Annotated in this window: 10 protein-coding genes; 7 read left to right on the forward strand and 3 right to left on the reverse strand. The window is 55.0% G+C overall.

Features of this window, described 5'->3' with window-relative positions; translation table 11 throughout:
- Positions 1 to 159 precede the first annotated feature (159 nt).
- From tamA to IM282_RS03370, 3 genes are read left to right on the forward strand one after another with little or no spacing between them, the layout of a single operon-like run.
- Positions 160 to 1,893 carry an autotransporter assembly complex protein TamA gene (gene tamA, locus IM282_RS03360; protein WP_022646850.1) on the forward strand — a complete coding sequence of 578 codons (1,734 nt, stop codon included), beginning with the start codon at positions 160 to 162 and terminating at the stop codon, positions 1,891 to 1,893.
- The gene (gene tamB / locus IM282_RS03365; protein ID WP_155024556.1) at positions 1,890 to 5,666 is read left to right on the forward strand and encodes an autotransporter assembly complex protein TamB; all 3,777 of its coding nucleotides are present in this window, start codon (positions 1,890 to 1,892) and stop codon (positions 5,664 to 5,666) included. The genes tamA and tamB overlap by 4 nt, the downstream gene beginning before the upstream one ends.
- Before the next feature lie 2 nt (positions 5,667 to 5,668).
- On the forward strand, positions 5,669 to 6,013 hold the full coding sequence (locus IM282_RS03370) for a gamma-glutamylcyclotransferase (protein ID WP_045307822.1): 345 nt from the start codon (positions 5,669 to 5,671) through the stop codon (positions 6,011 to 6,013).
- A 314-nt stretch (positions 6,014 to 6,327) separates the two neighbouring features.
- Here the strand turns inward: IM282_RS03370 and IM282_RS03375 are convergent, their stop codons facing one another.
- The 3 genes from IM282_RS03375 to ppa all read right to left on the reverse strand — a co-directional run bounded on the left by IM282_RS03375 (position 6,328) and on the right by ppa (position 8,129).
- On the reverse strand, positions 6,328 to 6,798 hold the full coding sequence (locus IM282_RS03375) for a hypothetical protein (RefSeq protein WP_063146639.1): 471 nt from the start codon (positions 6,796 to 6,798) through the stop codon (positions 6,328 to 6,330).
- Complete coding sequence (locus IM282_RS03380) at positions 6,795 to 7,379, reverse strand: hypothetical protein (protein ID WP_063146638.1); 585 nt, start codon at positions 7,377 to 7,379, stop codon at positions 6,795 to 6,797. The genes IM282_RS03375 and IM282_RS03380 overlap by 4 nt, the downstream gene beginning before the upstream one ends.
- 219 nt (positions 7,380 to 7,598) lie before the next feature.
- Positions 7,599 to 8,129 (reverse strand): inorganic diphosphatase, encoded by a 531-nt coding sequence (gene ppa, locus IM282_RS03385; RefSeq protein ID WP_006810347.1) that lies wholly within the window; start codon positions 8,127 to 8,129, stop codon positions 7,599 to 7,601.
- A 309-nt stretch (positions 8,130 to 8,438) separates the two neighbouring features.
- Between ppa and ytfQ the strand changes: the two genes are divergently transcribed.
- The 4 genes from ytfQ (at position 8,439) to yjfF (ending at position 13,052) form a co-directional block, all read left to right on the forward strand.
- Positions 8,439 to 9,395, forward strand: coding sequence for a galactofuranose ABC transporter substrate-binding protein YtfQ (gene ytfQ, locus IM282_RS03390; RefSeq protein ID WP_022646853.1), 957 nt, complete (start codon positions 8,439 to 8,441; stop codon positions 9,393 to 9,395).
- 130 nt (positions 9,396 to 9,525) lie between these two features.
- Positions 9,526 to 11,028 (forward strand): galactofuranose ABC transporter, ATP-binding protein YtfR, encoded by a 1,503-nt coding sequence (gene ytfR / locus IM282_RS03395; protein ID WP_045307823.1) that lies wholly within the window; start codon positions 9,526 to 9,528, stop codon positions 11,026 to 11,028.
- Positions 11,029 to 11,038: 10 nt separating this feature from the next.
- Positions 11,039 to 12,064, forward strand: a complete 1,026-nt coding sequence (ytfT, locus tag IM282_RS03400; RefSeq protein ID WP_161496795.1) for a galactofuranose ABC transporter, ATP-binding protein YtfT — start codon at positions 11,039 to 11,041, stop codon at positions 12,062 to 12,064.
- Positions 12,051 to 13,052, forward strand: a complete 1,002-nt coding sequence (gene yjfF, locus IM282_RS03405; RefSeq protein ID WP_023299180.1) for a galactofuranose ABC transporter, permease protein YjfF — start codon at positions 12,051 to 12,053, stop codon at positions 13,050 to 13,052. Before ytfT ends, yjfF begins: the two co-directional genes overlap by 14 nt.
- The last annotated feature ends 49 nt before the right edge of the window (positions 13,053 to 13,101 follow it).

Below are 13,101 nucleotides of genomic sequence, written 5' to 3' on the forward strand. Positions count from 1 at the left end.
AAATGCGATGAATGAGTCTAGATTTAATCATAAGAAATATTTGGGTGTTAGGCCCTTTTTCAACCCGTAATTTGGGTTTTTGGCTTTCAGGCCGTATTTTGCCGCGGAGCGGCACTGCATTTGCTTCCAGGGTGGAAACAGGGATATTCAGGAGAAAACGTGACAAAGATCCGCCAGTTATGTTTAGTCAGTTTAATGCTGACAAGCGGGATTGCCAGCGCGGCGAATGTCCGTTTGCAGGTTGAAGGGTTATCCGGGGCGCTGGAAAAAAACGTGCGTGCGCAGCTTTCCACCATCCAGAGCGATGAAGTCACGCCGGATCGGCGTTTTCGCGCGCGCGTGGATGACGCCATTCGCGAAGGCTTAAAGGCGTTGGGGTACTACGAACCCACCATTGATTTCGATTTACGCCCGCCGCCGGCTAAAGGACGTCAGGTATTGATTGCCCGCGTCTCGCCGGGAGAACCCGTCCTGATTGGCGGCACGAACGTGGTGCTGCGCGGCGGTGCACGCACGGATCGTGACTACCTTGATCTGCTCAGCAACCGCCCGAAAGTGGGCACCGTGCTTAATCACGGGGATTACGATCGCTTTAAAAAATCCTTAACCAGCGTTTCGCTGCGCAAAGGCTACTTTGACAGCCAGTTCAACAAAAGCCAGCTGGGCGTTGCGCTTGAACGACGTCAGGCATTCTGGGATATCGATTACGACAGCGGCGAGCGCTATCGGTTTGGCGATGTAACCTTTGAAGGATCGCAAATCCGTGATGAGTATCTGCAAAACCTGGTGCCGTTTAAAAAGGGTGACTACTACCAGTCTAGCGACCTGGGCGAGCTGAACCGTCGTTTATCTGCCACCGGCTGGTTTAACTCCGTGGTGGTGGCACCGCAATTTGATAAATCCCGTAAAACGAAAGTGTTACCGCTGCATGGCGTGGTCTCACCGCGCACCGAGAACACCATTGAGACCGGTGTCGGCTACTCCACGGACGTCGGCCCGCGCGTGAAAGCCTCGTGGAAAAAACCGTGGATGAACTCCTACGGTCACAGCCTGACCACCAGCCTCAGCCTGTCTGCGCCTGAACAGCAGCTGGACTTCAGCTATAAAATGCCGCTGCTGAAAAATCCGCTTGAGCAATACTACCTCGTGCAGGGCGGCTTTAAGCGTACCGATTTGAACGATACCGAACAGGATTCGACGACGCTTGCGGTATCACGCTTCTGGGATCTCTCCAGCGGCTGGCAGCGCGCCATTAACCTGCGCTGGAGCCTTGACCACTTTACTCAGGCAAACGTCACCAACACCACCATGCTGCTTTATCCGGGCGTGATGATCAGCCGTACCCGCTCGCGCGGTGGCCTGATGCCGACCTGGGGCGATTCTCAGCGCTACTCCATCGATTATTCCAACTCCGCCTGGGGCTCAGACGTGGATTTCTCCGTCGTGCAGGCGCAAAACGTCTGGATCCGTACCCTCTACGACAAGCACCGCTTTGTGGTTCGCGGCAACCTGGGCTGGATCGAAACCGGTGACTTCGAACGCGTTCCGCCAGATCTGCGTTTCTTCGCCGGGGGCGACCGCAGCATTCGCGGATATAAGTACAAATCGATCTCACCTGAAAACGAGAAAGGCCAATTGACCGGGGCCTCTAAACTGGCGACCGGCTCGCTGGAGTATCAGTACAACGTCAGCGGCAAATGGTGGGGCGCCATGTTTGTCGACAGCGGCGAGGCCGTGAACGACATCCGCCGCAGCGATTTCAAAACCGGCGCGGGTGTGGGCGTGCGCTGGCAGTCACCGGTCGGGCCGATCAAGCTCGATTTCGCCGTTCCGGTGGGCGACAAAGAAGAACACGGTTTACAGTTTTACATCGGTCTGGGGCCTGAATTATGAGTTTATGGAAGAAGATAAGCCTCGGGGTGCTGATTTTTATCGTATTACTGCTCGGTACGGTGGCATTTCTGGTGGGTACCACCACAGGTCTGCATCTGCTGTTTAACACCGCGAACCGCTGGGTGCCAGGGCTGGAAATCGGCCAGGTGACGGGCGGCTGGCGCGATCTGCGCCTGAAGAATATCCGTTATGAACAGCCCGGCGTGGCGGTGAACGCGGGCGAGTTTCATCTGGCGGTCAAGCTCGGCTGCCTGCGGGATAGCCAGCTGTGCGTAAACGATCTGTCGCTAAAAGATGTGAATGTGGCGATAGACTCCAAAAAAATGCCGAAGTCTGAGCCTGTCGAGGAAGAGGACAGCGGCCCGCTGAATCTCTCCACGCCGTACCCGATTGCGCTCTACCGGGTCGCGCTGGATAACGTCAATATCAAAATCGACGACACGACGGTATCGGTGATGGATTTCACCTCCGGTCTGCGCTGGCAGGAGAAAAACCTCACCCTGACCCCAACCTCCCTGCAAGGGCTGCTGATTGCGCTGCCGAAGGTAGCCGACGTGGCGCAGGAAGAGATCGTCGAGCCGAAGATCCAGAACCCGCAGCCGGAAGAAAAACCGCTGGGTGAAACGCTGAAAGATCTCTTCTCGAAACCGGTTCTGCCGGAGATGACCGACGTGCATCTGCCGTTGAACCTCAATATCGAAGAGTTTAAGGGCGAGCAGCTGCGTCTGACCGGCGATACCGATCTGACGGTCTTCAACATGCTGCTTAAAGTCAGCAGTATCGACGGCAACATGAAGCTCGACGCGCTGGATATCGATACCAACCAGGGGTCGGTAAACGCCTCAGGCAATGCGTTGCTGCGCGATAACTGGCCGGTAGATATTACCCTTAACAGCGCCCTGAACATCGATCCGCTGAAAGGCGAGAAGGTGAAGGTGAAAGTCGGCGGCGCGCTGCGCGAGAAGCTGGAGTTCGGCGTGAACCTCTCCGGCCCTGTGGATATGGTACTGCGCGGGCAAACCCAGCTGGCAGAGGCCGGTCTACCGCTCAACCTTGAGATTGTCAGCAAGCAGCTTTACTGGCCGTTCACCGGTGAAAAGCAGTTCCAGGCCGACGATCTAAAGCTGAAGCTGAGTGGCAAAATGACCGACTACACGCTGTCGTTCCGTACGGCAGTGAAGGGGCAGGGAGTACCGCCCGCCGATATTACTCTGGATGCGAAGGGTAACGAGTTGCAGGTTAACCTCGACAAGCTGACCGTGGCGGCGCTGGAAGGGAAAACCGAGCTGACCGCGCTGCTCGACTGGCAGCAGGCGATCAGCTGGCGCGGCGAGCTGAAGCTGACCGGGATCAACACCGCTAAAGAGGTCCCGGACTGGCCGTCAAAACTGGATGGCCTGATCAAAACCCGCGGTAGCCTGTACGGTGGCACCTGGCAGATGGACGTGCCGGAACTCAAGCTCACCGGCAACGTGAAGCAGAACAAAGTCAACGTAGAGGGCTCGCTTAAGGGCAACAGCTATCTCCAGTGGGTGATCCCGGGCCTGCACGTGGCGCTGGGCCGCAACACGGCAGATATCAAAGGCGAGCTGGGGGTGAAAGATCTCGATCTGGATGCCACCATCGACGCGCCAAATCTCGATAACGCCCTGCCGGGTCTTGGTGGGACGGCGAAGGGGTTAGTGAAGGTTCGCGGTACAGTGGAGGCGCCGCAGCTGCTGGCGGACATCACCGCCAATAACCTGCGCTGGCAGGAACTTTCCATTGCCCGCGTGCGCGTCGAAGGGGACGTGAAATCCACCGATCAGATCGGCGGAAACCTGGACCTGCGCGTGGAGCGTATCTCCCAGCCGGACGTGAACATCAGTCTGGTTACGCTGGCGGCAAAAGGTAACGAAAAGCAGCACGATCTCCAGCTGCGCGTGCAGGGCGAGCCGGTCTCCGGGCAGCTGCACCTGACGGGCAGTTTTGACCGCCAGGCAACGCGCTGGAAGGGCGTGCTGGATAACACCCGCTTCAGCACGCCGGTCGGCCCGCTGGTGCTGTCCCGATCCATCGCGCTGGACTACCGCAATGCGGAGCAAAAGATCAGCATTGGGCCACACTGCTGGACCAACCCGAATGCTGAGCTGTGCGTGCCGCAGACCATTGATGCGGGCGCGGAAGGACGCGCGCAGATCAACCTCAACCGTTTTGACCTGGCGATGCTGAAACCGTTTATGCCGGAAACCACCCAGGCCAGCGGGGTCTTCAGCGGTAAAGCGGACGTCGCGTGGGACACCACTAAAGAGGGACTGCCGCAGGGCAGCGTTACCCTCTCCGGGCGTAACGTGAAGGTGACGCAGGAGGTCAATGACGCGCCGCTGCCGGTGGCGTTCGACACCCTGAATGTGAACGCTGACCTGCGTAACAATCGTGCGGAACTGGGATGGCTTATTCGTCTGACCAACAACGGTCAGCTTGACGGACAGGTGCAAATTACCGATCCGCAAGGGCGGCGCAATCTCGGCGGCAACGTCAATATTCGCAACTTCAACCTGGCGATGGTGAATCCGATTTTCTCGCGGGGAGAAAAGGCGGCGGGGATGCTCAGCGCCAACCTGCGTCTGGCGGGGGATGCGCAAAGCCCGCAGCTGTTTGGCCAGATGCGGTTAAACGGCGTGGACATTGACGGTAACTTTATGCCGTTCGATATGCAGCCAAGCCAGCTGACGATGAACTTTAACGGCCAAAGCTCAACCCTCAGTGGCTCAGTGCTGACACAGCAGGGACAAATCAACCTGACTGGTGACGCAGACTGGAGCCAGCTCGACAACTGGCGCGCCCGTATTGCGGCCAAGGGCAGCAGGGTGCGTATCACGGTACCGCCGATGGTGCGCCTGGACGTGTCGCCAGACGTGGTCTTTGAGGCAACGCCGAGTCTCTTCACCCTGGACGGCCGCGTCGACGTGCCCTGGGCGCGCATCGTGGTTCACGAAGTGCCGGAAAGCGCGGTTGGCGTCTCCAGTGATGAAGTTATGCTCAATGAAAATCTGAAACCTGTTGAACAGAAGAGCGCTGGCATACCGATCAATAGTAATCTTATTGTGCACGTGGGGAATAACGTGCGTTTGGACGCGTTTGGGCTGAAGGCGAGACTCACGGGCGACCTGAAGGTGGCGCAGGATCAACAGGGGCTTGGCCTCAATGGACAAATCAATATTCCTGAAGGGCGCTTCCATGCCTACGGTCAGGATTTGATTGTGCGTAAAGGTGAGCTGCTGTTCTCCGGTCCACCGGATCAGCCGGTCCTGAATATCGAAGCGATCCGTAACCCGGAAGCCACCGAAGATGATGTGATTGCGGGCGTGCGCGTGACGGGCTCTGCCGACGAACCTAAGGCAGAGATCTTCTCTGACCCGGCCATGTCGCAACAGGAAGCGCTCTCTTACCTGCTGCGCGGCCAGGGTCTGGATAGCCAGCAGGGCGATGGTGCGGCAATGACGTCAATGTTAGTCGGTCTGGGGGTTGCACAAAGTGGTCAGGTTGTGGGTAAAATCGGCGAGACGTTTGGCGTAAGCAATCTGGCGCTGGACACTCAGGGCGTGGGTGACTCTTCGCAGGTAGTGGTCAGCGGCTATGTACTGCCGGGTCTACAGGTAAAATATGGCGTGGGGATCTTTGACTCACTGGCTACACTCACGTTACGTTACCGCCTGATGCCTAAGCTATATCTGGAAGCAGTGTCCGGCGTAGACCAGGCACTTGATCTGCTCTATCAGTTTGAGTTTTAGCAATGCGAATATTTGTTTACGGCAGTTTACGAACCAAGCAAGGCAACAGCCACTGGATGACCAACGCCCAGTTGCTGGGAAATTACACAATCGAAAACTATCAGCTGTACAGTCTGGGCCACTATCCAGGCGCGGTTCCGGGGAACGGAACGGTACAGGGTGAAGTTTATCGTATTGATAATGCTACGCTGGCCGAACTTGATGCCTTGCGCACCAGGGGCGGTGAATACGCTCGCCAGTTGATCCAGACGCCTTACGGCAGTGCATGGATGTACGTGTACCAACGTTCGGTCGACGGGTTAACGCTGATTGAAAGCGGTAACTGGTTAGACAGAGACCAGTTCTGAAAAACGACAACGCCACCGTAAGGTGGCGTTGTTTTTTGTTCAATCAGCTTTGTTCTGTATCCTTGCGCCGGGTTAAAAACAAAGGAATGAACAGCATGATGTACGGGGCGATAAGCCATAACAAACACAAGGAGCGTGAACGGCCATAGTAGTTTATGCACCGCGTATTGCTTGAAATGACGGGCAGAAAGAACAGTAAAAACAGCAGAATCGCATAATCGCTTCGATAAGGGATCCATAAGTAAAACATAAACCAGGCAAGCTGGAACGTCATGATGCAGAGATACTGCCCTTTGCTGTCTTTGCCATAGCAATCAAACGCCTTTATGTAGCCCATCTTTATGCTTTGAAGAAAGAAACTTAGCATGTATTACGCTCACGATCGCGACGGTCAGGAGAGTGCTCGTCAGCAACGCCCCTAAAAAATAGCTGTGGGTGATGTCAGTAGCACCAGAGCCTAAAGTATGCAATTTACTATAACCTCTATCTACTGCAACAAAAAGAGTATATAGCCCAATATTAATACAGAACTGAAGCAGACATGAAACTACAATATTTTTGGGGATTCTCTTTAATATAATGAGTAACACGTAAATAATACATGCTGAAAGGGCGAAGTAGAGCCCGTTAAATAAACTGGATACTAATGAGGGGGTTGTTTCGTTAAATATTAAATCATTGGTCCCATAATACCATGCCAGGTATTCAATATACGTGCTTCTGCCGAAGATAAACGCGGCAATGATAAGGATGGTTAAACTTACTAAATGACTTTTTTTACTCATAGTTTTGCTCCTTTTGAGAGCAGCTCTTTCATTGTCTTACTGGCTTCTAGCTGATCTTTGATTATGGCAAGATCACGCGTATTATGGTTATATTTTGCAATAGCGGTTGGTGTACCTTTTCCACCATTATCCATAAAAAAGATAATATCCTTACGACCATAAAGGAGAACATGTGGAATGGGATCTCGACCATAACTCACCGCCTGTGGCAGGGAGTGGATAGACTCTGTAGTGAGGAACCGAGGAATATTCTCAAGTTCAATATTGCCTAACGGCGTTGTGGCAACAAGGGAGCCGATAAAATCGGTTGTATACACTAGCGTATCTGTATCTTTAGTCGTGACTTTTGAACCCGTAAGGTATTTTATCTGTTGCCAAAGGGTAATATCTTTTGGGGTAACTTTAACCCCATCCATGAACATGTCTTGCTTACGTTTTAGCTGAATGACAGTACGGTGCACCTGCGTTAAAGAGGGGCTTATTTCTCCAAAGGAAGGCATAAGGCCATCGCGGGAATACAGCCTTTCAATAATAAAATAAATTCCAGTTGGGCGGGCTACATCAATGTTAATGGATGACATATGAATCCAATAATAAATGGGGATTAATGTTCATCATGACAGTATGTTGTGAACAGCCAAGCTATTCAACTACTCCCACCATAATTAATAGGGATATTTTTTTCATTTTTGAATGCCTCGCCCAAAATGAATGAGATTCTTCTTAAAAATCATCTGTAGGGCTTTTAACCAGAGAAAAAAAAAGCCCCGACGCGCGGGGCTTAGTATCAGCAGTAAGAATTACTTCTTAGCTGCACGTTCGAAAGAGGCGATGATTTCTGCTTTCGCCGCTTCTGCGTTATCCCAGCCTTCAACTTTAACCCATTTGCCTTTTTCGAGATCTTTGTAGTGCTCGAAGAAGTGGGCGATCTGCGCTTTCAGCAGCTCTGGCAGGTCGTTCACATCTTTAATGTGATCGTATTCTTTGCTCAGTTTGGTGTGCGGTACGGCAACCAGTTTCGCATCTTCACCCGCTTCGTCGGTCATTTTCAGCACGCCAACAGGACGGCAGCGAATGACGGAGCCTGGCTGCAATGGGTATGGCGTTGGGACCAGTACGTCAACCGGATCACCGTCCAGAGACAGAGTGTGGTTGATGTAGCCGTAGTTGCACGGATAGAACATGGCGGTAGACATGAAACGGTCAACGAACAGCGCACCGGTGTCTTTGTCGATTTCGTATTTGATTGGATCTGCGTTGGCCGGGATTTCGATCACAACGTAGATGTCTTCTGGCAGTTCTTTACCCGCAGGGACGTTGAGTAAGCTCATGTCGGTGTCCTTTAAAATGGATGGTAAACAAGTGGCAGGTATTATAGCCAACTGGCGCTGAAAGTCTTCGCCTGTTTTCGTCTTATCTCCCTCGCGCTTTCACTTTTCAGACCGTTTCCATGACAGGATAATCCATAAACTCAGCCGCATTTTAAATGTGGAAATGAAAGCGATTACAAACTTGTGATTAACGTTTTATTCACTTTTCTGAAGTGTGATGTAACGCAATCCGTAACATATTCCATTGGCTATAGTTCATCCGCAGAACATCTTTTAACCAACAATAACCTACCCTACGAGGACGTTCATATGTGGAAGCGCTTACTTCTTGTTACAGCAGTTTCGGCAGCCATGTCGTCTATGGCGATGGCCGCACCGTTAACCGTTGGATTTTCGCAGGTCGGATCTGAATCCGGCTGGCGCGCCGCTGAAACGAACGTGGCGAAAAGTGAGGCCGAAAAGCGCGGTATTACCCTGAAAATCGCCGATGGTCAGCAAAAGCAAGAGAATCAGATTAAAGCGGTGCGCTCTTTTATCGCTCAGGGCGTGGATGCCATCTTTATCGCCCCGGTTGTTGCCACGGGCTGGGAGCCGGTGCTGAAGGAAGCTAAAGAGGCTGAAATTCCTGTGTTCCTGCTCGACCGTTCCATCGACGTAAAAGACAAATCTCTCTATATGACCACCGTCACCGCCGATAACGTGCTGGAAGGCAAATTGATTGGTGACTGGCTGGTGAAGCAGGTGGATGGCAAGCCGTGTAACGTGGTTGAGTTGCAGGGCACCGTCGGGGCGAGCGTGGCTATCGACCGTAAGAAAGGTTTCGCGGAGGCCATCGCCAAAGCACCAAACATCAAGATCATCCGTTCTCAGTCCGGCGACTTCACCCGCAGCAAGGGTAAAGAGGTCATGGAAAGCTTCATCAAGGCAGAAAATAACGGCAAAAATATCTGCATGGTTTACGCCCACAACGACGACATGGTGATCGGCGCCATCCAGGCCATCAAAGAAGCGGGCCTGAAGCCGGGCAAAGATATTCTCACCGGCTCGATCGACGGCGTACCGGACATCTACAAAGCGATGATTGACGGCGAAGCGAACGCCAGCGTGGAGCTGACGCCGAACATGGCGGGCCCGGCATTCGATGCGCTGGAGAAATTCAAGAAAGACGGCACCCAGCCTGAGAAGTTGACCATCACCAAATCCACGCTCTACCTGCCGGACACGGCGAAAGAAGAGTTAGAGAAGAAGAAAAATATGGGCTACTAAGCTCAGCCCCCCTCACCCTAGCCCTCTCCCCGGAGGGGAGAGGGAAAAGGGCAGTTTGGGCAGAAAATTAAAGACTGGCACGAATAATCCCCTCTCCCCTCCGGGGAGAGGGTCAGGGTGAGGGGAAACCATGACCACCGAACAACACCAGGAAATCCTCCGCACAGAGGGCCTGAGTAAATTTTTCCCTGGCGTTAAGGCGCTGGATAACGTTGATTTCAGCCTGCGGCGTGGGGAGATCATGGCGTTGCTCGGCGAAAACGGGGCGGGGAAGTCGACGCTGATTAAAACCCTGACCGGGGTCTATCACGCCGATCGCGGCGCTATCTGGCTGGAAGGTAATGCTATTTCGCCCAAAAACACCGCGCATGCGCAGCAACTGGGGATCGGCACGGTCTACCAGGAAGTGAACCTGCTGCCAAACATGTCGGTAGCGGATAACCTGTTTATTGGCCGCGAGCCCAGACGTTTTGGCCTGCTGCGCCGCAAAGAGATGGAAGCGCGCGCCGCGAAGCTGATGGAATCGTATGGCTTCTCTCTCGACGTGCGCGAACCGCTGAACCGTTTTTCCGTGGCGATGCAGCAGATCGTGGCGATCTGTCGCGCTATCGATCTCTCGGCGAAAGTGCTGATCCTCGATGAACCCACCGCCAGCCTCGATACCCAGGAAGTGGAGATGCTTTTTACCCTGATGCGCCAGCTGCGCGATCAGGGCGTGAGCCTGATCTTTGTTACGCACTTCCTCGATCAGGTTTACGAGGTAAGCGACCGTATTACGGTGCTGCGCAACGGCGGCTTTGTCGGCTGCCGGGAAACCCGCGAGCTGCCGCAGATTGAGCTGGTCAAAATGATGCTGGGCCGCGAGCTGGAGACCAACGCACTCCAGCGCGCGGGCCGTACGCTGCTGAGCGAAAAACCGATCGCCGCGTTTCACGATTACGGCAGAAAAGGGACCATCGCGCCGTTTAACCTCGAGGTACGCCCCGGTGAAATTGTGGGTCTGGCAGGGCTGTTAGGCTCCGGGCGCACCGAAACCGCCGAAGTGATCTTCGGGATCAAACCTGCCGACAGCGGAACGGCGCTGATCAAAGGCAAACCACAAACGCTACGTTCACCACATCAGGCGTCGTGCCTCGGCGTGGGCTTCTGCCCGGAGGACAGAAAAACGGACGGGATTATTGCCGCCGCCTCGGTGCGGGAAAACATCATTCTGGCGCTACAGGCCCAGCGCGGCTGGCTGCGTCCGATCCCTAAGCGCGAGCAGAACGCCATTGCCGAGCGCTTCATCCGCCAGCTCGGTATCCGTACCCCGAGCGCGGAACAGCCCATCGAGTTCCTTTCGGGCGGTAATCAGCAGAAGGTGTTGCTCTCGCGCTGGCTGCTGACCAAACCGCAGTTCCTGATCCTCGACGAGCCCACGCGCGGTATCGACGTGGGCGCGCATGCCGAAATCATCCGGCTTATCGAAACGCTGTGCGCCGACGGTCTGGCGCTGCTGGTGATCTCGTCTGAGCTGGAGGAGCTGGTTGGCTATGCCGATCGCGTCATCATCATGCGCGATCGCAGGCAGGTGGCAGAGATCCCGCTGGATAAACTGTCGGTTCCGGCGATCATGAATGCCATCGCGGCGTAAGGAGTCATATGTGATGTCCCGTTCTCTTTCGCAAACTGGCGAAGCGAAGCGCCGCTTCAGCTGGCCGACCGGCACGCCGCAAATCGTGGCGCTGCTGCTGGTGCTGCTGGTGGATAGCCTGGTGGCTCCGCATTTCTTCCAGATCGTCGTGCAGGATGGCCGCCTGTTTGGTAGCCCGATCGACATCTTAAACCGTGCCGCGCCCGTGGCGCTGCTGGCGATTGGCATGACGCTGGTGATTGCCACCGGCGGGATTGACCTCTCCGTCGGTGCGGTAATGGCGATTGCGGGCGCCACCGCCGCCTCGATGACCGTTGCCGGGCACAGCCTGCCGGTGGTTCTGCTGGCCGCGCTGGGCTCCGGTGTATTAGCCGGGCTGTGGAACGGCATTCTGGTCGCGGTGCTCAAGATCCAGCCGTTTGTCGCGACGTTGATTTTGATGGTGGCCGGGCGCGGTGTGGCGCAGCTTATCACCTCCGGTCAAATCGTCACCTTTACCTCCCCGAATCTTGCGTGGATTGGCAGCGGTAATTTTCTGTTCTTCCCGACCCCGGTAATCGTCGCGCTCGTGACGCTGGTGGTGTTCTGGCTTTTCACCCGCAAAACGGCGCTCGGGATGTTCATCGAAGCGGTGGGAATTAACATTCGGGCCGCGAAAAACGCCGGGGTAAATACACGGCTGATGGTGATGCTGACCTACGTGCTGAGCGGCGTCTGTGCTGCGATTGCCGGGGTGATTGTGGCGGCCGACATTCGCGGGGCGGATGCCAACAACGCCGGACTCTGGCTGGAGCTTGATGCGATCCTCGCGGTGGTTATCGGCGGTGGGTCGCTGATGGGCGGACGTTTTAATCTGCTGCTCTCGGTGGTGGGGGCGTTAATTATTCAGGGTATGAATACCGGTATTTTGCTCTCCGGGTTCCAGCCGGAGCTTAATCAGGTCGTCAAAGCGGTCGTGGTGCTTATCGTACTTATCGTGCAGTCGCCGCGCTTTATCACTCTCATTAAGGGGTTCCGCGGTCATGATAAAACGTAATTTGCCGTTAATGATCACGCTGGGCGTGTTCGTGCTGGGATACCTTTACTGCCTGACCCAGTTCCCGGGCTTCGCCTCCACGCGGGTGATTTGCAACATCCTGACCGACAACGCCTTTTTAGGCATTATCGCCGTTGGCATGACGTTTGTGATCCTCTCCGGCGGGATCGATCTCTCCGTTGGGTCGGTGATCGCCTTTACCGGCGTGTTCCTTGCTAAAGCGATTGGCTTTTGGGGCATTTCGCCGCTACTGGCGTTCCCGCTGGTGCTGATTATGGGCTGCGCGTTCGGCGCCTTTATGGGGCTTTTGATCGACGCGCTGAAAATCCCGGCGTTTATCATCACCCTCGCCGGGATGTTCTTCCTGCGCGGCGTGAGCTATCTGGTGTCGGAGGAGTCAATTCCGATTAACCATCCGATCTACGACACGCTCTCCAGCCTGGCGTGGAAAATTCCCGGCGGAGGGCGCCTGAGCGCAATGGGGCTGCTGATGCTGGGCGTGGTGGTGATCGGGATCTTCCTCGCTCACCGTACCCGGTTTGGTAACCAGGTTTATGCCATTGGCGGCAGCGCCACGTCCGCGAACCTGATGGGGATTTCCACGCGCAGCACCACCATCCGCATCTATATGCTTTCGACCGGCCTTGCCACGCTCGCGGGGATTGTGTTTTCGGTATACACCCAGGCAGGCTATGCCCTGGCGGGGGTGGGCGTTGAGCTTGACGCCATTGCCTCGGTGGTGATTGGCGGTACGCTGCTCAGCGGCGGGGTAGGGACGGTGCTCGGTACGCTGTTTGGCGTGGCGATCCAGGGGCTGATTCAGACCTACATCAACTTCGACGGCACGCTCAGCTCCTGGTGGACCAAAATCGCCATCGGTATTCTGCTGTTTATTTTTATCGCGCTCCAGCGCGGCCTGACGGTGCTGTGGGAGAACCGCCAGAGCTCGCCTGTTACCCGTGTGAATACATCTTTAACAGGGCGATAACATGCTGAAATTGCTTAAACTCTAAACATTTTCCGGTAGCGGTCGATAC

Origin of the sequence: Enterobacter cloacae complex sp. P29RS (assembly GCF_014893445.1) — a bacterium.
GTDB lineage: Bacteria > Pseudomonadota > Gammaproteobacteria > Enterobacterales > Enterobacteriaceae > Enterobacter > Enterobacter intestinihominis.